Here is a 19,919-nt window from a genome sequence, read left to right as displayed (position 1 = left end):
CGATTCACGGCTTCCCGCGACTGCCGGGAACCCTTACACCGGAACCTGTCGCATGACTCAGCATGACTCCAGCCTGATTTTCGATCGCGCGCGCGCGGGGCGGGCCGCCACGGCCCAGGCACCGCGCAGCACCGGGGTGGACGCTGGCATCCCGGATACGCTGCGCCGGCGCTCGCCGCTCGGACTTCCAGCCGTGTCCGAGATGGATGTCGTTCGCCACTACACGCGGCTGTCGCAGAAGAACTTCTCGATCGACACCCAGTTCTACCCGCTGGGTTCGTGCACGATGAAATACAACCCGCGTGCCTGCAACAGCCTCGCGATGCTGCCCGAGTTGCTGCACCGGCACCCGCTGGCGCCGCCGGAGCACAGCCAGGGCTTTCTGCAGACGATGTTCGAGCTGCAGGAGATGCTGCGCGAGGTGACCGGCATGAGCGGGGTGTCGCTGACGCCGATGGCCGGTGCGCAGGGCGAATTCGCCGGCGTGGCGATGATTCGGGCCTACCATCGCGCGCGTGGCGACGACGCCCGCAGCGAGATCATCGTGCCCGACGCCGCCCACGGCACCAACCCGGCGACCGCGATCATGTGCGGCTATCGGGTGCGGGAGATCCCGACCGGTGCCAGCGGCGACGTCGATCTCGACGCATTGCGTGCGGCGGTCGGGCCGCAGACCGCGGGGATCATGCTGACCAACCCGTCGACGCTCGGCGTGTTCGAGCGGCATATCCGCGAGATCGCGGCAATCGTGCACGACGCCGGAGGACTGCTGTACTACGACGGCGCCAACCTGAACGCGATACTGGGCAAGGTGCGTCCCGGTGACATGGGGTTCGACGTGATCCACATGAACCTGCACAAGACCTTCTCGACGCCGCACGGCGGGGGTGGGCCGGGTGCCGGTGCGGTGGGTGTGAGCACCCGGCTGCTGCCGTTTTTGCCGGTGCCGGTGGTGGTTCGCGACGACGCGGGTGTCTATCGGCAGGGTCAGGAAGACGCATTTCCGCAGAGCATCGGGCGGCTGTCGGCATTCGCCGGGAACGCGGGGGTGCTGCTCAGGGCGTATGTGTACATGCGCATGCTCGGTCGCGAAGGCATGATCCGCGTCGCGGAGTACTCGACGCTGAACGCGAACTACCTGATGGCACAACTGCAGCGCGCGGGATTCGACCTCGCGTTTCCCGAGCGCCGCGCGACCCACGAGTTCATCGTCACGCTGAAGCGGCAGGCGAAGGAGACCGGCCTGACCGCGATGGATGTGGCCAAGCGGCTGCTCGATCACGACTACCACGCGCCGACCACGTACTTCCCGCTGCTGGTCCCCGAGTGCCTGCTGATCGAACCCACCGAGACCGAATCCCGGGAGACGCTGGACGGCTTCGTCGCGGCGATGACCGCGATCCTCGACGAAGCCAAGCGGGATATCGACACCATCAAGGGTGCGCCGCACCGGCTGCCGAACCGGCGTTTCAACGAGGTCGCGGCCGCAAAGCGCCTCGACGTGGTCTATCGCAGCGAGGAAGAGCCGGCCCAGCAGCCCGCCGGCCTGCGTTCGGGTACCCGCGGCTGACGACACGCCGGGACGCTGTCACCGAGCCGTAACCTGGCGGGGTGGCAGGCGCGCTATGCTGCCGGTTTTGACCGCAAAGTCTCTCTACCTCGCGGCGAAGCAGCAGACGGGATCAGGTGCATGGCGTACAGCAATCATCGAGGCTTGGCCCGGATCGTCCGGGCCTTCGGCTACTCCTGGAGCGGTCTTCGCTCGACGTTCCGCCACGAGGAGGCGTTCCGGCAGGAGCTGCTGCTGTGCCTGGTCCTGATCCCGGCGGCTTTTCTGCTGACCGACGTCGGCGTCGAGCGCGCGCTGCTGGTGGGCAGCCTGATGCTGATCCTGATCGTGGAACTGCTGAACTCGGGAATCGAGGCGGCGATCGACCGTTTCGGTGGCGAGCTGCACACGCTTTCGGCCAGGGCCAAGGACATGGGTTCCGCCGCGGTGCTGCTCAGTTTCGTCAACGCCGCGGTGGTCTGGTTGCTGGTGCTGCTGTAACGGCGGCACGGGCCTGTTCTGCCGAGACAGGCCGCGCCGCCGATGGGCTCAGGAGGCAGGCGCCTCGAGGCAGCCGCTCAGGTCGTCCGCGAGTCCGCGCATCAGTTCGAACCAGGCGTCCGGACCCGGCTCGAGTTCGCTCCCCAGCGGATCGAGGTCGCCGAGGCGCGTCGGCCGGCCCTCGACCAGCATCTGCGCCAGCGCCGGGCGGAACTGCGGCTCGGTGAACAGGCAGACGACGTCATCCTCGGCCAGCCGGTTCTGCAGAGACTGGATCCGCCGGGCGCCGGGCGCCTGTGCCGGATCCAGCGTGATCGAGCCGGCGGCATTGAGCCCGTAGTGGTGTTCGAAGTACTGGTAGGCATCGTGAAACACGATGAACGCCCGGTCACGCACGGGTTCCAGTTGCGCGCGCAGGTCGGTATCCAGCGCGTCGATTCGGTCCAGCAGGCGGTCGCGGTTGTCTGCGAAGGCCTGTGCATTGGCCGGATCCCAGCCCGCCAGCACATCGGTCATGCCGATCGCAATCCGTCGCGCATTTTCCGGCGACAGCCAGATATGGGCATCCATTTCCCCGTGGTGATGCCCGTGGTCATTGTGCCCATGGTCGTGATGCCCATGGTCGTGATGCCCATGGTCGTGATGCCCATGGTCGTGATGCTCGTGGTCGTGATGCCCGTGGTCGTGGTGCCCGTGGTCGTGGTGCCCGTGGTCGTGGTGCCCATGGTCGTGAGGCCCATGGTCGTGGTGCCCATGGTCGTGATGCCCATGGTCGTGATGCCCATGGTCGTGATGCCCATGGTCGTGATGCCCGTGGTCGTGATGCCCGTGGTCGTGATGCCCGTGGTCGTGCGAGTGCGCCTCCCAGACCCCGCCTTCGCGGGTGGGCAGCAGCTCGAGATCGAGATCCTCCATCAAGGTGACGACCTTGCGCCCTTCGCGCGATCCAGCGAGCGCGCGTTGGAGGAACGTTTCGAGGTCGGGGCCGACCCAGACCACCATGTCGGCATCCTGCAGCCTCCGTGCCTCGGATGGCCGCATCGCATAGCCGTGCGGCGAGGCGCTGGCGGGCATCAGGACCTCGGTATCGTGCACGCCGTCGACAAGCGCCGCGACGAGGCTGTGCACCGGTAGAATGGATGCGACGACGGTCCGCGTTTCGGCCTGGACCGTCGACGTCCCGAACGCAGTGGCAAACAGGAGCGCTCCGATTGCCGGGAATTTGCCGAATTGCATGCAGTGGGGCCTCCATCGAAGGGGTTGTGGGGATGCGCGCCGACCCGCGACGGCATCTGGAAAACGTTATACTATATCGATATGAGTCAGGCTAGCCAGTACGCGCGGACGCGATCGATTCCCGAGGGCACGGCACTGCTCGAAGGAGTCGGGCTGTGCCTGGAACGTACGGGCCGGTCGATTCTGGAAGACGTCTCGCTGACCGTCCGCAGCGGCGAGGTGGTGGTGGTGATCGGGCCCAACGGCGCGGGCAAGACCAGCCTGCTGCGGGTGCTGCTCGGCCTCTGGCCCGCGAGCGGCGGCCGGGTGGTGCGCCGCCGCGGGATCCGGATCGGCTACATGCCGCAGCGGGTGCAGGTGGATGCGATCCTGCCGCTGTCGGTGCGCCGTTTCCTGACGCTGCGTCATCGCGCGCCGCTGGATCGTCTGCGCGAGGTGCTGCGACAGGTCGGGGTGCAGCCCTTGCTCGACGCACCGGTGCAAACGCTTTCCGGGGGCGAGATGCAGCGCGTGCTGCTGGCCCGGGCGCTCCTCTCGAACCCGGATCTGCTCGTGCTCGACGAGCCGGCGCAGGGGGTGGATGTGGTCGGCCAGGGCGAGGTGTTCGACCTGATCGACCGGCTGCGCAAGGCGACCGGATGCGGCGTGTTGATGGTCTCGCACGAGTTGCACCTGGTGATGGGCGCGGCCGACGTGGTCGTCTGTGTCAATCAGCATGTCTGCTGCACCGGAAGGCCGGAGGAAGTCAGCCGGCATCCCGAGTACCAGCGCCTGTTCCCCGATGCAAGCGTGCGCGGCATTGGTATCTATACCCACCATCACAACCACGTGCACGATCTGGCCGGGGAGGTGCACCCGGTGGGCCGATCCGAAGAGGGGCCCGATCGTGCTCGATGACTTCCTGACCCGGGCGATCCTCGCCGGCGTAATGGTCGCCGTCGTCGCGGGCCCGTTGGGGGCTTTCGTCGTCTGGCGGCGGATGGCGTACTTCGGCGACACCGTCTCGCACTCGGCGCTGCTCGGGGTGGCTCTGGGTTTTCTGCTGGGGCTGAACCTGAATCTGCTGGTGACGCTGGTCTGTGTCGCAGTGGCCGTGCTCCTGGTGATCCTCCAGCGCCGGCAGGAACTCGCGTCGGACACGCTGTTGGGGATCCTCGCCCACAGCGCGCTGTCGCTCGGCCTGGTGGCCATCGCCTTCGTCGAGGGCCTGCGCGTCGACCTGATGGCCTATCTGTTCGGCGACATCCTGGCGGTGAGCCGCGCCGACCTGCTCGCAATCGCGATCGGCGGGCTGCTGGCGCTGCTGCTGCTGTTGCTGCTGTGGCGCCCGCTACTGGCGATCACTGTGCACGAGGAACTCGCGCGGGTGGAGGGCGTGCCGGTGTTGCCGGTGCGGCTCGGCCTGATGCTGCTGATCGCGTTGGTGATCGCCAGCGCGATGCAGGTCGTCGGGGTGTTGCTGATCACGTCGCTGATGATCATTCCCGCAGCGACGGCGCGGCGCTTCGCACGCACTCCCGAGCAGATGGCACTGTTCGCGGCCGGTTTCGGCGTGCTGGCCGTGCTGGCCGGAATCTGGGGTTCGTTCGCGCATGACACGCCCACCGGCCCGAGCATCGTGGTGGCGGCGATGCTGGCGTTCGTGGCGCTGCATTTCCTGCCGAGGGGCATCCGCCGGCGGCGCCCGAAGTCGGGTTAGGCAACAGTACCACGGCGCCCGGCCGGCGGCGTAGGCCGCAGCCTGCGTCGCTGGCAGGCGAGGCGGGTACTCCTGTGGGGAAGGCCGGGCGGGGCAGGCGGTCTCAGCTGTCGCCGACCAGCTGCCGGAACGGGTCGTTGGGCGGAGCCGCGTCGCGGAGCCATTCGCGCACGGTCGGCCCGAAGTCCACGTCATCATGGCGGATATGTTCGACGACCCACGGGCCCAGGGTGTCCACCAGCTCCTCGGCTTCCGCGGGCGACGCGGTCTCGAGGCGGGCGCGATAGTCGTCGAGTTCGGCCAGGATGTTGCGATGGGTCTGGCGATGCTCCTCCAGCCCCGCGAAGTCGATCATCTCCAGCACCCGCTCCTCGAACGCGAAATGCTGGCGCACGCAGTCGGCGAGTGCGGCCATCGCTTCCCGAATCTGCCGCGACGAGCCGGACGATGCCGCCGCCGCCAGCCGGTTCACGTGTTCGATCATCACGCGATGCTGGGCGTCGAGTTCCGGAATATGGGTGTCGAGCTCGTCGGACCAGGCCAGGTAAGGCATCTCCGTCTCCTTGCGGCGAGCCGCGGGGCAGGCTGCCCGTTTCGCCGCATCGGCAGGGTAGAACAACACGCGCCCGAAGGTCACGCAGCCGCCGAGGTTCCGGGCGCACCGCGTCTCCCCGGCTGCGACAGTAATGAGACTCGCCGGTCAGCCCCGGCGTTCCAGTCGCTGGAACGTAAAGCCGCTGGCGTGGCGTTCGTCCGGAGCATGTTCCTCCGCCCAGACCAGCACCCAGTCGTTGCCGAATTCGGGGAAACGGACGTCCCCCGGGTAGCGCTGGTGGACCCGGGTCAGGTGCAGCACCGCCGCACGCGGCAGTGCCGCTTCGAAGAGTTCGGCGCCGCCGATCACGAACACGCGGCCGGAGCCCGCCGCTTGCAGCGCCTCTTCGAAGTCGGCAAAGGCCTCCACCCCCGGCGCGGTCCATCCGGGCTGGCGGGTCAGCACCAGGTTGCGCCGCTCGGGCAGCGGCCGGCCGATCGATTCGTGGGTGCGCCGCCCCATCAGCACCGTGTGCCCGGTGGTCAGGCGCCGGAAGTGACGCAGGTCGTCGGGCAGGTGCCAGGGCAGGGCGTTGTTGCGCCCGATCACCCGGTCCGGGTCCATCGCGACGACGATTTCGACCCTCGGGTCGATCTCCCCGAAGCGCGTCATACCGCGATCGGCGCCCGAATCGGCGGATGGCTCTGGTAGTTCTCCAGGCGGAAGTCCTCGAACCGGAAGGCGAACAGGTCGCGCACCTCGGGGTTCAGGTGCATCGTCGGTGGCGGTAGCGGTTCCCGTTCGAGCAGCTCGTGCACCTGCTCGAAGTGGTTCAGGTACAGATGCGCGTCGCCCAGCGTATGCACGAAATCGCCCGGCGCAAGATCGGTCACCTGCGCCAGCATCAGGGTCAGCAAGGCGTAGGAGGCGATGTTGAACGGAAGGCCCAGGAACACGTCCGCGCTACGCTGGTACAGCTGGCAGGAAAGCCGCCCCTCGGCCACGTAGAACTGGAACAGCGTGTGGCAGGGCGCCAGCGCCATCCGGCCGGCCCGCACGTTCTGCTGTGGCGAGTGGGCCTCATCGGGCAGGTCGGCAATGTTCCAGGCGGATATCAGCAGCCGCCGGGAATGAGGCCGCAGGCGCAGTTGCTCGACCAGTTCCGCAAGCTGGTCGACGACGCCGTCGCGGGTCGGCCAGCGGCGCCACTGGGCCCCGTAGATCGGTCCCAGGCTGCCGTCTTCGGTCGCCCATTCATCCCAGATGTGGACGCCATGCCGGTGCAGATAGTCCAGGCGTGTGTCGCCGCGAACGAACCACAGCAGTTCGTGGATCACCGATCGCAAGTGCGTGCGCTTGGTGGTCACCAGCGGAAATCCTTCGGACAGGTCGAAGCGCAGCTGGTGGCCGAACACCGAGCGGGTGCCGGTGCCGGTGCGGTCGGGGCGATCGACGCCGTGGTCCATGATATGGCGGACCAGATCCAGGTACGGTTTCATGCGGCGGCCTTGCGTCCGGGGGTTCGGCGGGACCAGAAGATCAGCGCCAGCCCGGCCAGGATCAGCGGCGCCGACAACGCCTGTCCCATGGTCAGCCAGCCGAACGCGAGATACCCGATATGGGCGTCCGGCACCCGGACGAATTCGACCAGGAACCGGAAGCTGCCGTAAAGCGCCAGGAACAACCCGGAGATCAGGCCGGTTGGCCGCGGCTTGCGCGACACCAGCCAGAGCACGGTGAACAGGACCAGGCCTTCCAGAAAGGCCTGGTAGAGTTGCGACGGATGCCGTGGCAGGTAGTCCGCCGCGGGGAAGACCATCGCCCAGGGCAGGTCGGTGGGCTTGCCCCAGAGCTCGCCGTTGATCCAGTTGCCGATACGTCCGGCGCCGAGGCCGATCGGAATCAGCGGCGCGACGAAGTCGCCAAGCCGAAGGAACGACACGCCGAGACGGTGGGCATACCACGCGATCGCCAGCAGCACCCCGATCAGGCCGCCGTGAAAGGCCATGCCGCCCTCCCACAGCCGCAACGGCATCAGCGGGTCCTGCAGGAAGCTATCGAAGTTGTAGAGGAACACATGGCCCAGGCGCCCGCCGACGATCACGCCCAACACGCCCCAAAACAGCAGGTCGCCGACCTGGTGGGGCGTCAGCGGTGAATCGGCGCGCCGCGCGCGGCGCGTGCCCAGCCACCAGAAGGCCAGGAAGCCGATCAGATACATCAGCCCATACCAATGAAGCCGGAACGGCCCCAGGGTAATCGCGACCGGATCGATAAATGGGTGAACGGGCATGGGCGCTTGCGCTGGCTGATGCGACACCGCAGTCTAAACCGAACCTGCGCCGAAGGCGAAGGCGCTTCGCGTCCCGAACGATCCGAGGAGTTCGATGAACCGTTTGGCTCGGGCCAGCAGCCCTTATCTGCAGCAGCATGCGGAAAACCCGGTGGACTGGTACCCCTGGGGCGACGAGGCGCTGCATAAGGCGCGCGACGAGCAACGGCCGATCCTGCTCTCGATCGGCTATTCGGCGTGCCACTGGTGCCATGTGATGGCGCACGAATCGTTCGAGAATCCGGGAACCGCGCGGGTGATGAACGCGCGCTACGTGAACATCAAGGTCGACCGCGAGGAGCGACCCGAGCTGGACCGGATCTACCAGCATGCGCACATGCTGTTGACCCGCCGCCCGGGCGGCTGGCCGCTGACGGTGATCCTGACCCCGGACCAGGTACCGTTCTTTGCCGGAACGTATTTCCCCGACCGGGCCCGACACGGGCTCCCTGCGTTCCTGGACGTGCTCGAGCGCGTCGCCGACTTTCTGGACGAGCATCCCGAACAGATCGCCGAGCAGAACGCCGCGTTGCAACAGGCGCTGACGCGCATGTACAACCCCGAGGGCGGCACGATTCCCGACGCCGGCCTGCTGGACCGCGCGCGCGCCGCGCTGAAAAGCGACTTCGACCCGCAGCACGGCGGCTTCGGCGGCGCGCCCAAGTTCCCCCACCCCGCGATGCTGGAATGGCTCTTCTGGCACGCCGAGCGCCACGGCGACGCCGAGGCCGGCGCGATGCTGGAACGGACACTGACCGCAATGGCCCGTGGCGGGTTGTTCGACCAGGTCGGCGGCGGTTTCTGCCGCTATTCGGTCGATGCACAGTGGATGATCCCGCACTTCGAGAAGATGCTCTACGACAACGGGCCGCTCCTCGGGCTCTACGCGGCGGCGCAGGGCGATGCCCGCTCCCGCCGCGTGGCCGACCAGACGGTCGGCTGGCTGCTGCGCGAGATGCACGATTCCTCCGGGGCCTTCCATTCGAGCCTCGACGCCGACTCCGAGGGGGAGGAAGGGCGCTTCTACGTCTGGGAGCGTGAGGAGGTCGAGCGGCTGCTGGAACCCGAGCAGTGGCGCCTGGCCCGCCGCGTCTGGGGCCTCGATCGCCCGCCGAACTTCGAGGGCCGCTGGCACCTGCGCGAGGCCGAGGAACCGGACGCGGCCGCGGCGGCGCTGGATCTGGCACCCGATACCGCGCAGGCGCTGCTGCAGGCGGCTCGGGAGCGGCTGCTCGAGGCGCGCGAACGGCGCGAGCGCCCCCATCGCGACGATAAGATCCTGGGTGCCTGGAACGCGCTGATGATCTCGGGTCTGATCCGTGCCGGGGAGGCGCTGGACGAGCCAGGATGGCTGGACCATGCCGAAACCGCGCTGCAGGCGGTGCGGCGGCTGCTGTGGCGCGACGGCCGGCTGTACGCGAGCTACCGCGAAGGGGCGGACACGCCAATGCCGCGCGCCTGCCTGGACGACCACGCGCTGCTGCTGGCGGCCTGTCTCGACCTGCTGCGCGTGCGCTGGCGTGTCGAATGGCTCGACTGGGCGGTGACGCTGGCCGACGGGCTGCTGCGCGACTTCGCCGATCCCGCGCACGGCGGTTTCTACTACACGGCAGTCGACCACGAGGCGCTGATTCAGCGCCCGAAGGTGTACGCGGACGACGCAATCGCCGCCGGCAACGGCGTTGCCGCGCAGGCCTTGCTGCAGCTCGGATACCTGCTGGTCGAACCGCGTTACCTCGACGCGGTCGAGCGTACGCTCACCAATGCCGGCCCGATGATGGAGGAGTCCCCGCTCGGGCACATGAGCCTCCTGCGGGCACTGGACCTGCATCGCGATCCGCCGCCGCTGGTGATCCTGCGCGGGCCCGAAGCGGCGACCGCCCGCTGGCAACGTGCGATCCGAGAGCGGCTGCCGCCGGCATGGACGTTCGCGCTGCCCACGAACGGGCAGGGCCTGCCGCCGGCGCTGGCGGGGAAGTGCGGCCATCCCACTGCGCCCGATCGGGTGGTCGCCTACCTTTGTCGGGGCACGGCCTGCGCACCGCCGGAGTACGACCTGGAGTCGCTGTTGGCGGCACTGTGACGACCCGCTCCCGACCTTCCAGGCCCGCGAAGGCCCGCAGAACCCTGGCGGACCTGGTTACCGAGGCCCGCGCGCGGATCCGCGAGATGACGCCCGGCGATCTGCACGCAGCCATCGAGGCCGGCGAGCCCTGGCTGGTCGTGGACGTGCGCGAGCCCTACGAGTACCAGCGCCTGCATGTGCCCGGGTCGTTGCTGATCCCCCGGGGGCTGTTGGAGGGGGCGGCCGAACCCGGCAGCCGCCATCGGATCCGGGCGCTGAGCGAGGCACGAAATCGTCCGGTGGCGCTGCTGTGCGCGACCGGAGCCCGGTCGGCACTCGCGGCGGTGGTGCTCGAGGAGATGGGTTTTTCAGACGTGGTGAACGTGGCCGGCGGCATCCGGCTGTGGGATGCCGAAGAGCTGCCCACCGAGACCGGACCGTATACCGGCCCGCTGCCCTGACCGGAGGTCACCCCGGTGCCGGGCCGTGTCCGTCCGGGATCGGACCACCGTGCAAGCGCTGGTGCATCTTTTTGCTGACCAACCGCTGTCAAACCGCCCGTTCAGCGCTACGATCGGCGATACTCGCGCGGATCGTCCGGTCGCGGCCGTCGCCGGGACCGCACAGGCGGGGCATGCTGGCGCGGCCCAATGGGCGCGAACACCGCCAGCGAAGGACGTTGGCAGCCGACCGGCAGATACCAAAGGAAGAAAGAAGATGCGTATGCGGCCTGGCACGGATCCTGGAACCGCGAAGCCTCGGCACAGGAAGTTCTTGGTTGGCCTGCTCGTCCTGGCGTCTCTGCCGGCGGTGGCTGCACTGTGGTTGGAATTCTCCGGCGGATTCTTCGGAACCGGCGGCCCCGGCATTTTCGAAGCCATCGTGGCTGGGGTCGTGGTGATCGGGTTGGCAGCGGGGTTCGTGGGTTGGCGGGCTCGGCAGGCTGCACGCGCTGCGCGCAGCGCCGTGGAACGGCGCTATCCCGGCCAGCCGTGGATGTGGCGCGCGGACTGGGCAAGCAGGCGCATTCGGCACAGCGACAAGAGCGGGCTCGGCCTCTGGGTGGCGGCGCTGATCTGGAACGCGGTCGCGTTTCCGGCTACGTACCTGGTCGTTCGCGAAGCGCTCGAGACCGGCGAGTGGGCAGCACTGTTCATCCTGGTGTTCCCGCTGATCGGGTTGTTTCTGCTGGGCGGTGCAGTCCACGTCACGTTGAGCTACCTGCGCTATGGCGTCTCGACCTTCGAGCTGGGTGCGCCGCCAGGGGGAATCGGCGGCAGCCTGCAGGGGCAGGTGCATACCCGGCTGCAACTGCAGCCCGGTGAACGGGTGACCCTGCGCCTGGTGAACTACCAGCGCACCACCGAGCGCTCGGGCAAAGAGCGCCGAACCCACTACCGGAAGCTGTGGGAGCAGGATCGCGAACTCGGTACCGAGGAACTGTCGCGAGGGCGCGAGGGCGGGGTCGTGATCCCGGTGGAATTTCCGATTCCACACGACGGGCAGCCGACCACGGTCTTCGGAACCGAAGACGGCACCCTCTGGCGCGTCGAGGTCGCTGCGTCAGTGCCTGGTGTCGACTATCGCGCCCACTTCGATGTTCCGGTGTTTGTTACCGAGACGCGACGGGCGTCCGAGTCGCGGCAGGGCGAATCGCGCGAAGTGCGCGAACCCGCCTTCGATCCGGCCGCGGCGCTGGATTTGCGCATCGTGGCCACGGATGCGGGCGGCACCGAATACTACTGGGCCCCCGGCAGGGCCAGACGGGCAGCGATGGTGATGACCGCCGTCACGCTGCTGGTGTTCGCGGGCTACGGGTACAGCCAGGTCCCCGGAAGCGTGATCGCCGCATCCTCGCTGTGGGGATGGCTATTCCCCCTGGTGCTGACGCTGATCACGCTGCAGATGTGGACGGCTTCGACTCGGCTGGTGATCGAGCCGGGACGCGTGCTGGTCCGGAACCGGTTCGCGGGGTTGGGTCGCTGGCGGGAGTACGCCCCCGAAGATATCGCCCGGGTCGAACCCGTGATCGCCCCCTCGCCGGAAACCCCGTATTTCTACCTGCGCCTGTGGCTCGGCGACGGTCGTCGGGTCAAACTCGGGTGGATGAACAGCCCGGCGACCCGCGACGCGCATGCCGAAGCCCAGTGGCTGACCGACGACATCCGCGCCAAGCTGAAGGCCGCGGCACGCTGAGTACCGGCGGGTCCGGCGCTGGGGGTCGATCGGACGCTGGCGGGCGTCGCACGGCATTCGGCAACGCCGCGGGCGAACCCGCAGGCATGCCGGCCGGTCGTCCCGCAGGTGTGCGGGGCGCTGCACAACGGTACCATCGGCACTTGCGGTGCGTGCCGATTCCGGCCGCCACGAGGGGATTCCATGTCGAGCAAGTTGCGGGGCGGTTACAGGCTGCTCAGGATCATTGCGTACCTGTTCTACGGGCTCTGGTTGACCCTGCGCTACGGTTTCGGCCCAGCGGGCGAGACGCGGATGGCCGAGATTCGGCGCCGGTGGTACCGGCGAGCCATGGCACTCGCCGGGGTCGAGATCCGCGTTCACGGACGTGCACCGGACGGTCCGGCGCTGGTGGTGGCCAACCACGTGTCCTGGCTGGATATCCCGGTGCTGGGTGCGGTGCTGGACCTGCGGTTTCTGTCGAAGGCCGAAGTCGCGCGGTGGCCGTTGATCGGCTGGCTGGCCCGGCGCAACGGCACCTTGTTCATCCATCGTGGCGCCCACCGTTCCTCGCAGATCTTGCGCGATATGGCGCAGGCGCTGGCCGCGCGCCAGCGCGTGGTGCTCTTTCCCGAGGCCACCACCACTACCGGTACCGAGGTACGGCACTTTCATCCGCGCCTGTTCGCTGCGGCGGTGGATACCGGTACCCCGGTTCAGCCGGTGGCGATCGAGCACGAACGCGGCCCCGACGGCGGGCCGCCAGTGGCCGCATTCGTGGGTGGCGAATGGTTCATGTTGCACGCATGGCGGATCCTCTGCCAGCCGCGCACGGTGGTTCAGGTTCACCTGTTGCCTCAGTTGCCCGTTACCGAGGCGTCGAGTCGGAGCGAACTGGCGGACACGGCGCGCCAGGCGGTGCGCGCCACGCTCGGGCTGCCGGGCGACGGCCGTAGCGCGATCGCCGGCGACAGGCGCGTGCCGCGGCGCCGGGCATGAGCCTTCCGTGGCTGGCGGGTGCGGTGGGGGCTACCAGTACCGGCCGGCGCTGCCCAGCACGATGGTGACCAGGCCCAGCAGCAGGTTGATTCCGATGAACATCCGGATCTGGCCGAGCCGGCGGCCGGCCTCGGGCCAGTTCTCCGCGTCGATGGCCTGGCGCATGCGCCGGTAGGGTGCGAATACGATGTGCGCGAAGATGGCCATCATGATCAGCCCCAGCAGCAGCATCGAATGCACATGGACGCCCACGTTCCCCATGCCGCCGTAGAGGCCGAAGATCAGCCAGAAGCCGGTGGCCAGCAGCACGATCACGATGCCCCAGACCCAGGGGAAGAACCGAGCGAAGCTCTCGCGCCAGAAGGTCGTCCGCTCGGGGACTTCGAGCACCTTGGCTGCGGCCGGCCGTGCCGCCATGTAGGCGAAGAACATGCCGCCGACCCAGACGGCTGCCGACAGGGCGTGCAGGCCGAACATCACGCTGATCAGTACGTTGGACATCTCGGGGAAACTCCCAGGTTGATTCAGGAAGGCGGTAAGGTACCACCCGCCCCGGGCCTTGGGGTACTGCCCAGACGGCGCCATAGCCAGCCCTGTGGGCGGTCACGGCCGGTCAGCAGGAATTCGAGAGCATGCGGGTCCTGGAGTTCGCGGGCGATGCGGGCCGCCGACTCGCCGCGGCCGCAGAACAGGATTTCATCGTCTTCGCCGAGGGTCTCGCTGTCTTGGGGCGCCAGCAGCGGCTGCCGGTCCGCGCCCCGGCGCAGCATCAGCGCCAGGCAGGGCAGGCGGCGCTCGCGCTGGTGCGGGTGGGACAGCAATTCGCCCAGCGTGACCGGCGCCGTCCGCAGCCGTTCCAGCAGTGCCGGAGCCGTGTCCCGGTCCAGGCGCACCGCCCAGACCGCCGGTACTCTTTCACCGGTGACGGCGCCGATTCGGCTGATCAGTTCGTTCGCCCAGTCGCTGTCCTGATCGCGCGATCGGCGCAGAAACAGCGGCAGCAGCGGCGAGGTCAGGTGCGACAGGATCGCCTCGGCGATGGTCTCGCTGTGCCGCATCACCAGGTCGAGCTCGGCCGCGGCAAACAGCGCCCCGTTGCCGTCGGAATTCTGGCGGCCGACCATGAACAGCTCGGGGCTCAGATCGCGCGCGGTCATCAGGATCGACAGGTTGTTGGTATCGCTGTTGGTGCCGGCAACGATGCCGGCGGCGCTTGCCACTCCGGCCTCACGCAGGGTCTCGGCTTCGGTGCCGCGCCCCTGCACACAGTCCTCGGCGCACCCTGTGCCCTCGGGGTCCGCCTCCACCACGACCACTTCGACCTGCTCCCCGGAGAGTCCCGCGTGCACCGCCTTGCCGAAGCGGCCGAAGCCGCAGAGGATCCAGCGCCCGCGCGGCGGATACAGCGGCATCGGCAGATTGCTGCCCGGTACGCTGCTGAGCCACTGATGCAGCAGGTGATGCGCCGGGGAGTGCAGGGCCAGCGCCAGCCGGTCTCCGAAGGTGTGGAAGGGGTTGATCACCTGGTCGGTGCCGAAGGACTGCATGTTCCGCTCGGTGTCGGCGCTTTCCGCGCGGCAGATCACCGGCAGCATGGGATTCAGCAGCTTTACCGTGATCGCGATCTTCAGGTTCGCCTCATCGCTGTCGGTGAGCGCGACCACGCCCTGGCAGAGTGGATTGGAAAGCCCCGCCGACTGCAGCCGGGCCGACACGCTGGCGTCGGCGATCAGGCCTGGGACGAAGATGTCGGTGTCCGAAAGCGCGAGGTCGTTGAGGCAGTCCGGGTTGCGGTCGATCACCACCACGCGCTTGCGCCGGCGCAGCAGTGCCCGGACCAGCAGCGATCCGGTGTCGCCGTACCCGCAGACGATGAAAAATGGTTCGCGCAGTCGGCGGATGCTGCGGTCGAAGGTCTGCTGCGAGACGGCGAGCTTGAAGGTCGGATCCTGCACCAGGGTCAGGATTTTCCCGATCGCGTACAGCCAGGCGATCACCGAGAGGTAGACGGTGACCGTGGTCCACATCCGCTGCGCTTCGCTGAAGGCATGCGGAATCTCGCCGAAGCCGATGGTGGTGGCCATGTAGCTGACGAAGTAGAACGCATGGAAGAAGTCCATGCGCCAGGGCTCTCCCTGATCGTCGATTCCCGGGATCAGCACCAGTCCCGTGACCGAGATGCTGTAGGCCGCGGTGAGTGCGAGCAGCGGCGCGCGCATCCGCCGCAGGAACAACGACAGCACCTTGTCCATGGCGGGCTCAGCGGCGCAGCACGATGGTGTCTGCGATCAGCAGCACGACCGAGATGACATTCGCGATCATCGCGCCTGCGGCCAGCGAGACGATGCTGGCCATCATCATCGCGTCGAGGCCGGTGGCGCTGATGTTCACCGCGTAGCCCCAAACGACCGCGGCCGCGAAGAGCTGCAGGATCGCCACCAGCGATGTCGCCAGCAGCAGTGCACCGGTCTGCGTGCGGTCGCCGAACTTGAGCAGCGTGGCGACGAGATTGACCACGATCGCGGCAAACAGCTCGTAGACGTTGTGGTGCGCGGGGTTGTCGATCTCGCCCAGCACGAAGCCGAAATTCAGCGTCAGCGCCAGAATGATGAAGAATCCGAAAATCACCTTCTCGAGGTTCATGATGGCTCCCGTTTCAGTCCTGGCGGTCTTTCCCCGACGCGTCGCTCGCTTCCCGCACCTGGGCCGGCGGCAGCAGGAATTCCCGCGGGCGTTCGCGGATGCGACGCGCGTAGGCCTTCAGCACCCGGTCCAGTGCGCCAATGCGGGTGCCGCGGGCCTTCAGCGCGACATACAGCGCGAGCCCGAAGCTGACCCAGAGGTTCACCGCACCGATCAGCAGCACCAGCACCAGATAGAACAGCCATTCGAACACACCCGGCATCTGCACTGCGGTGGCATAGCCCAGGTTCGCCGAGGCGAATGCGACGTGGCGGATGTCCAGAGGCAGGCTGAGCAGGTAGCCGATGTAGCCGGTTACGCCGAGCAGCACCCCGAACAAGAAGTTGCCGAACAGCGCGCCATAGTTGTGCGCCACGAAGTTGGCCAGGCGGTCGCGCTTGCGCTCGGACAGGAGCCGGCGCAGCAGCGGATGGCCGCGCAGTCGATCGGGGAGTTCCAGGTAGGCGCAGCGGTTGTCGAAGAATCCCGAGATCAGGCCGGCGACGAACAGCCATACCCCCGCGATTGCCGCATGGAACAGGGCGAGACCGGCCACGGGACTCAATTGATGGAGCTGGTATTCGACGCCCTGGGGTGTTAGCACGGGCGATCCCAGTGCCAGGGCGTAGAGCCACCCGACCAGAACCGCCACCGGCAATGCGATGCTCACGTTCCCCAGCACCGCGATGAACTGCGAGCGGCCCACCTGGATCAGCAGGTCGGCCAGCTTCGCCGGGCTGGCGGTGCCGCGGTCGCTTTCTTCGATCGCGGCGGCGAGGCGCGCGGCGGTCATCGCCGGCTGCTTGGTGGCGACCGTGAAATGCAGGATGTGAATCAGAACGAATCCCAGGCCGTAGTTCATGCTGACCCAGAAGGTTTGGGCCCCGGCGGCGAGATCGAGCGCCTCGACCTGGATCTTGATCAGCGCCATCAGCGCGATGATCAGGCCCGCGCCTGCGCCCGAACGGAACATCTCCAGGTACTCGGCGCGGTTCTGGGTGATGTAGTGCTCGCCGGTCTCGCTGGCCCGCTGGGTCACGCTGCGCGAGAGCAGACCGATGTTTTCCTGCCACAGGGTGCGCACGCTGTAGCGGCGGGTGTTGGCGGCGACCAGTTCCCGGAACAGGGTCGCCCAGGCGCTGCGGGCAGCCGTCGGGTCGCTCGGGTCGAGCATGTCCAGCAGCCGTTCGATGCGTGCGAGCGTCTGATCCAGCCGCTCGAGCAAGTGAGTCAGCGAGACGCTGCTGCCGCGGGTGACTGCACGGCGGCGCAGGCGGGCGATCTGTTCCCGACACTGGTCGAGCAGCACCCGGGCATGGCGGTCGTCGTGGCGTGCCAGCGAGGGGTCGGTGAGCCAGGCGCGGTACGCCTCGATGAAACGGCCGAGTTCCCGCTGCTGTGCCACGAACGCGGAGTTGCGTTCGGCGATCGACGGATCGAGACGCAGCAGCTCGGGCTCCAGTTCCTCCGCGGCGATCCACATCGAGAGCATCTCGAGGGCGTAGAGGATCTCGTCACGCGCTCGCTGGAGCACGACCGGATGCTCTTCCGCGCCGCAGCCAAGTGCCTCGAACAGCCGCCACCAGGCATCGTCGGGAAGCGCGGACACCCAGTCCGCGTCGCTGGGCTGGTGAAACACATACGCGAGCACGTCCTTCAGGTCGCGGCGCTCCATCGGCCTGGGGTTCACCCGCTCGTACATCCGCTCGACGAGTTCTCGCAGGAAACCGCGACGGGAGAACAGGCCGATGCCCGTGTAGAGGGTCAGGTGCCGGGCTGATTCCAGACCCTGCTCGAGGCGTTCGCGCAGCACTTGGCGCCGTCCGGGATCCGCGCGCAGGGCGACCACGAGCTCCTCGATCCGCGCGATTACCGGGGCTGCGAGGTGGCGCTGGTGCGGCGCAGGGCGCAGCCAGTCCACCAGCAGCCGGAGGGTGTCGGCGAGATCCCTGTCCTCGTCATCGGCGAGCCTGGCCAGCACGGAATCCGCGGTCGTGGTATTCATGATCCTCGTCGTGGTTGCCGAAGCCGGCGATCGGCTGGGCGGGTAGTCTGATTATAGGTGCCGCCGCGCCGGACCAGGATCGGGAATGCGGGGATTCGTTGCGGCGTCGACAGGCTGTACCCACACGCCAGGGAACCGGGGTCCGGTGCAGACCATGTGTCGTGGCATTCGCGGGCCCGTGGCGGGGGACCGAGCAACCCAACACGCAGGAGGACGCTATGTGGCAGGCAACACGCTGGTTTCTGGGAACGATGCTGGTACTGGGGCTGGGGACCCCCTCTCTGCAGGCCGGCGAGGGGCAGGCGCCCTGGGGCCAGGCGAGTGCCGAAGCGATCGAGTACGCACCCCAGAAGGTCGTGTACGACGTGGCCGAGGGTGACCCCGATCGATTCGAGCGGATTCTCGACCGGGTCAGCTTTCTGAACAATGTCTACGAGGCCGATCCGTTCGATGCCTCGATCGTGCTGGTGCTGCACGGCGACGAGATCCGCTTTTTCGGTATCGAGAACTACGGCGAGTACGGGGAGCTGATGCGCCGCGCGCAGAGCCTGACCCAGGCGGGACCGATCGAGTTCCGGATATGCCGCGCAGCGGCGCGCGCGCGAGGCTTCGAGCCGGAGGACATGCACGGCTTCGTGCGCGTGGTGCCGATGGCCGACGCGGAGATCATTCGGCTACAGCAGGAGGAAGGGCATGTGTTCATGCGCTGATCGGGGTCTGCGATCCGACCTGCGCGGGGGCGTTCCGGCTTTAATGACAGCCACGGAAGAACACGGAAACCACGGAAGATGAAACGGATCAAACCCTTTTGGTATCTGTCCGTGCTTTCCGTGGCTCGCCCTTTCATGTTGCAGGGTGGCCGCTGGCCATGACAGTTAGTGGATCCTGAACGATGCGATGCACCAGTTTCAGCTTCTCGATCGCGAGAGGGGCGAGGACGAACGGGTAGGCATCGGCGTGGCCCATGCTTCGATTCAGGTTGTTGAGCGCGAAGGCCAGCGGCAGCCAATGCTCGAGAATCGGCGCGAAGTCGCCCGGCGCGTAGGCGTCGAAAGCCGGCGCTGCCTGCGGTGACCCGGTCTCGTCCAGGCCGGTACCGACGGTCACGCCGGAGTGCCGCGCCGTGTCCAGCGTGTCGACGATATGCAGGTAGTGCGCCCAGGTTTCGGCCCAGTCCTCCCAGGGATGACTGCTGGCATAGGCACTGACATGGCGCTGCTGCCAGTCGGCGACGGGGCCTCGCGTGTGGTGGGTTTCCAAGGCCTGCGCGTAGTCCAGGGTTTCGTCGCCGAACAGCCCCCGCACCTCGTCGAGCCAGCGGGTGTCGCGAACCAGCCGATCCCAGTAATAGTGGCCGGACTCGTGCCGGAAATGTCCGAGGATCGTCCGGTACGGCTCTGCCATGTCGCGCCGCATCCGTTCGCGCATGACCGGATCGGCCTCGGCGACGTTGATGGTGATCAGACCATCGGCATGGCCGGTCATCACCGAGCCGGTCTCGCGAAAGCTGGGTTCGCTGTCGGCAAGAAAATCGAACGCGAGCCCGGCGGGATCCCGGTACTTCGGCCGTACCGGGAGACCGAGCCGGATCAGGCTGTAGACCAGGCGGCGCTTCTGGGATTCCAGTGCCTGCCAGAGGTCCTTGTTGCCGGCGACGCTCAGATTCGGGATGGTGCGGTTGAGGCGGCAGGACGCACAGAGGGCATCGTCGTCTGTCTCGGGCACCATCCAGTTGCAGACCCCGAAGTCGGTGGTGTTCGCGCACAGCCGGTATCGCGTTCCATCCGTCGCCGCAAGCGCGGTGAAGACGTTGCGGCCCACCGGTTCGAGCGCGGAGATCTGAAGGCGGTCCGGCAGAAAGCCCAGACGGTGTCCACAGCGCGTGCAGACCACGTTTTCGAAGTACACGCGGTGCCCGCAGGATTGGCAGCGATAGAGTTGCAAGGCTTCATGCCCTCCGGAAGGTACGCGGACCGCTCGCGATGGCCCGCTGACACAGTAGCACGCCCTCGACGCGGGTCGATGCGCGCGTATTCTGCCGTGCCGCGGGCCAGGCGTGTGCAACGGCGCCGGTGCGGATGCGACAATCGACGGGCACCGGGGTGGTCCGAAGATGCGGAGCGTCGTGATGCGCCGGTATC

At 67.7% G+C, this 19,919-nt stretch carries 19 protein-coding genes; 9 read left to right on the top strand and 10 right to left on the bottom strand.

The window, feature by feature from the left end:
- Nucleotides 1-52: 52 nt before the first annotated feature.
- A complete protein-coding gene (gcvPB, locus tag THITH_RS11030) occupies nt 53-1,570 on the top strand; it encodes an aminomethyl-transferring glycine dehydrogenase subunit GcvPB (RefSeq protein ID WP_006748030.1) in 1,518 nt (505 codons plus the stop codon).
- Nucleotides 1,571-1,690: 120 nt separating this feature from the next.
- Nucleotides 1,691-2,050: a diacylglycerol kinase gene (locus tag THITH_RS11025; protein WP_006748031.1), complete on the top strand. Its 360-nt coding sequence runs from the start codon at nt 1,691-1,693 to the stop codon at nt 2,048-2,050.
- Between the two features lie 48 nt (nt 2,051-2,098).
- Here THITH_RS11025 and THITH_RS11020 read toward each other — a convergent pair whose 3' ends face one another.
- Nucleotides 2,099-3,286: a zinc ABC transporter substrate-binding protein gene (locus THITH_RS11020; RefSeq protein ID WP_006748032.1), complete on the bottom strand. Its 1,188-nt coding sequence runs from the start codon at nt 3,284-3,286 to the stop codon at nt 2,099-2,101.
- 81 nt (nt 3,287-3,367) lie between these two features.
- On the opposite strand from THITH_RS11020, the gene THITH_RS11015 reads away from it, so the two are divergent.
- Complete coding sequence (locus tag THITH_RS11015) at nt 3,368-4,183, top strand: ATP-binding cassette domain-containing protein (RefSeq protein WP_006748033.1); 816 nt, start codon at nt 3,368-3,370, stop codon at nt 4,181-4,183.
- Nucleotides 4,173-4,985 carry a zinc ABC transporter permease subunit ZnuB gene (znuB, locus tag THITH_RS11010; protein WP_006748034.1) on the top strand — a complete coding sequence of 271 codons (813 nt, stop codon included), beginning with the start codon at nt 4,173-4,175 and terminating at the stop codon, nt 4,983-4,985. Before THITH_RS11015 ends, znuB begins: the two co-directional genes overlap by 11 nt.
- Nucleotides 4,986-5,088: 103 nt before the next feature.
- On the opposite strand, the gene THITH_RS11005 is transcribed toward znuB, so the two are convergent.
- The 4 genes from THITH_RS11005 to lgt form a co-directional block, all read right to left on the bottom strand.
- Nucleotides 5,089-5,538 carry a bacteriohemerythrin gene (locus THITH_RS11005; protein ID WP_006748035.1) on the bottom strand — a complete coding sequence of 150 codons (450 nt, stop codon included), beginning with the start codon at nt 5,536-5,538 and terminating at the stop codon, nt 5,089-5,091.
- Between the two features lie 147 nt (nt 5,539-5,685).
- The gene (locus THITH_RS11000) at nt 5,686-6,192 is read right to left on the bottom strand and encodes a dihydrofolate reductase (protein ID WP_006748036.1); all 507 of its coding nucleotides are present in this window, start codon (nt 6,190-6,192) and stop codon (nt 5,686-5,688) included.
- Nucleotides 6,189-7,019 (bottom strand): thymidylate synthase, encoded by an 831-nt coding sequence (locus THITH_RS10995; protein ID WP_006748037.1) that lies wholly within the window; start codon nt 7,017-7,019, stop codon nt 6,189-6,191. Before THITH_RS10995 ends, THITH_RS11000 begins: the two co-directional genes overlap by 4 nt.
- Entirely contained in the window at nt 7,016-7,813 is a 798-nt protein-coding gene (lgt, locus tag THITH_RS10990) for a prolipoprotein diacylglyceryl transferase (RefSeq protein ID WP_006748038.1), read from the bottom strand. Before lgt ends, THITH_RS10995 begins: the two co-directional genes overlap by 4 nt.
- Nucleotides 7,814-7,907: 94 nt before the next feature.
- On the opposite strand from lgt, the gene THITH_RS10985 reads away from it, so the two are divergent.
- From THITH_RS10985 to THITH_RS10970, 4 genes are all read left to right on the top strand, one after another.
- Nucleotides 7,908-9,935 carry a thioredoxin domain-containing protein gene (locus THITH_RS10985; RefSeq protein ID WP_006748039.1) on the top strand — a complete coding sequence of 676 codons (2,028 nt, stop codon included), beginning with the start codon at nt 7,908-7,910 and terminating at the stop codon, nt 9,933-9,935.
- An 86-nt stretch (nt 9,936-10,021) separates the two neighbouring features.
- Nucleotides 10,022-10,378, top strand: coding sequence for a rhodanese-like domain-containing protein (locus THITH_RS10980; protein WP_006748040.1), 357 nt, complete (start codon nt 10,022-10,024; stop codon nt 10,376-10,378).
- Nucleotides 10,379-10,691: 313 nt separating this feature from the next.
- Nucleotides 10,692-12,113, top strand: coding sequence for a hypothetical protein (locus THITH_RS10975; protein WP_025367497.1), 1,422 nt, complete (start codon nt 10,692-10,694; stop codon nt 12,111-12,113).
- Between the two features lie 183 nt (nt 12,114-12,296).
- Nucleotides 12,297-13,091: a lysophospholipid acyltransferase family protein gene (locus THITH_RS10970; protein WP_006748042.1), complete on the top strand. Its 795-nt coding sequence runs from the start codon at nt 12,297-12,299 to the stop codon at nt 13,089-13,091.
- Nucleotides 13,092-13,121: 30 nt separating this feature from the next.
- On the opposite strand, the gene THITH_RS10965 is transcribed toward THITH_RS10970, so the two are convergent.
- Genes THITH_RS10965 through THITH_RS10950 form a run of 4 tightly spaced genes read right to left on the bottom strand, consistent with a single transcriptional unit; the run spans nt 13,122 to nt 17,778 of the window.
- Entirely contained in the window at nt 13,122-13,592 is a 471-nt protein-coding gene (locus THITH_RS10965) for a CopD family protein (protein WP_156925523.1), read from the bottom strand.
- A 23-nt stretch (nt 13,593-13,615) separates the two neighbouring features.
- Complete coding sequence (locus THITH_RS10960; protein ID WP_006748044.1) at nt 13,616-15,343, bottom strand: potassium channel family protein; 1,728 nt, start codon at nt 15,341-15,343, stop codon at nt 13,616-13,618.
- Between the two features lie 7 nt (nt 15,344-15,350).
- Complete coding sequence (locus THITH_RS10955) at nt 15,351-15,734, bottom strand: DUF6394 family protein (RefSeq protein WP_006748045.1); 384 nt, start codon at nt 15,732-15,734, stop codon at nt 15,351-15,353.
- Nucleotides 15,735-15,747: 13 nt separating this feature from the next.
- A complete protein-coding gene (locus THITH_RS10950; protein ID WP_006748046.1) occupies nt 15,748-17,778 on the bottom strand; it encodes a site-specific recombinase in 2,031 nt (676 codons plus the stop codon).
- A 218-nt stretch (nt 17,779-17,996) separates the two neighbouring features.
- On the opposite strand from THITH_RS10950, the gene THITH_RS10945 reads away from it, so the two are divergent.
- Nucleotides 17,997-18,488, top strand: a complete 492-nt coding sequence (locus THITH_RS10945) for a DsrE family protein (RefSeq protein ID WP_006748047.1) — start codon at nt 17,997-17,999, stop codon at nt 18,486-18,488.
- Between the two features lie 133 nt (nt 18,489-18,621).
- Here THITH_RS10945 and THITH_RS10940 read toward each other — a convergent pair whose 3' ends face one another.
- Nucleotides 18,622-19,722, bottom strand: coding sequence for a zinc-binding metallopeptidase family protein (locus THITH_RS10940; protein WP_006748048.1), 1,101 nt, complete (start codon nt 19,720-19,722; stop codon nt 18,622-18,624).
- Between the last annotated feature and the right edge of the window lie 197 nt (nt 19,723-19,919).

The sequence above is a fragment of the Thioalkalivibrio paradoxus ARh 1 genome, from assembly GCF_000227685.2.
Classification (GTDB): Bacteria; Pseudomonadota; Gammaproteobacteria; order Ectothiorhodospirales; family Ectothiorhodospiraceae; genus Thioalkalivibrio; species Thioalkalivibrio paradoxus.
Note: the sequence above shows the minus strand (reverse complement) of the source record. Positions and strands in the feature narration are given on the sequence as shown.

Excerpts from the sequence above, each read along its gene's own strand:
- gcvPB (WP_006748030.1), top strand. The coding sequence starts at position 53 with ATGACTCAGCATGACTCCAGCCTGATTTTCGATCGCGCGCGCGCGGGG.
- THITH_RS11025 (WP_006748031.1), top strand. The coding sequence starts at position 1,691 with ATGGCGTACAGCAATCATCGAGGCTTGGCCCGGATCGTCCGGGCCTTC.
- THITH_RS11020 (WP_006748032.1), bottom strand. The coding sequence starts at position 3,286 with ATGCAATTCGGCAAATTCCCGGCAATCGGAGCGCTCCTGTTTGCCACT.
- THITH_RS11015 (WP_006748033.1), top strand. The coding sequence starts at position 3,368 with ATGAGTCAGGCTAGCCAGTACGCGCGGACGCGATCGATTCCCGAGGGC.
- THITH_RS11005 (WP_006748035.1), bottom strand. The coding sequence starts at position 5,538 with ATGCCTTACCTGGCCTGGTCCGACGAGCTCGACACCCATATTCCGGAA.
- THITH_RS11000 (WP_006748036.1), bottom strand. The coding sequence starts at position 6,192 with ATGACGCGCTTCGGGGAGATCGACCCGAGGGTCGAAATCGTCGTCGCG.
- THITH_RS10995 (WP_006748037.1), bottom strand. The coding sequence starts at position 7,019 with ATGAAACCGTACCTGGATCTGGTCCGCCATATCATGGACCACGGCGTC.
- lgt (WP_006748038.1), bottom strand. The coding sequence starts at position 7,813 with ATGCCCGTTCACCCATTTATCGATCCGGTCGCGATTACCCTGGGGCCG.
- THITH_RS10985 (WP_006748039.1), top strand. The coding sequence starts at position 7,908 with ATGAACCGTTTGGCTCGGGCCAGCAGCCCTTATCTGCAGCAGCATGCG.
- THITH_RS10980 (WP_006748040.1), top strand. The coding sequence starts at position 10,022 with ATGACGCCCGGCGATCTGCACGCAGCCATCGAGGCCGGCGAGCCCTGG.
- THITH_RS10970 (WP_006748042.1), top strand. The coding sequence starts at position 12,297 with ATGTCGAGCAAGTTGCGGGGCGGTTACAGGCTGCTCAGGATCATTGCG.
- THITH_RS10965 (WP_156925523.1), bottom strand. The coding sequence starts at position 13,592 with ATGTCCAACGTACTGATCAGCGTGATGTTCGGCCTGCACGCCCTGTCG.
- THITH_RS10960 (WP_006748044.1), bottom strand. The coding sequence starts at position 15,343 with ATGGACAAGGTGCTGTCGTTGTTCCTGCGGCGGATGCGCGCGCCGCTG.
- THITH_RS10955 (WP_006748045.1), bottom strand. The coding sequence starts at position 15,734 with ATGAACCTCGAGAAGGTGATTTTCGGATTCTTCATCATTCTGGCGCTG.
- THITH_RS10950 (WP_006748046.1), bottom strand. The coding sequence starts at position 17,778 with ATGAATACCACGACCGCGGATTCCGTGCTGGCCAGGCTCGCCGATGAC.
- THITH_RS10945 (WP_006748047.1), top strand. The coding sequence starts at position 17,997 with ATGTGGCAGGCAACACGCTGGTTTCTGGGAACGATGCTGGTACTGGGG.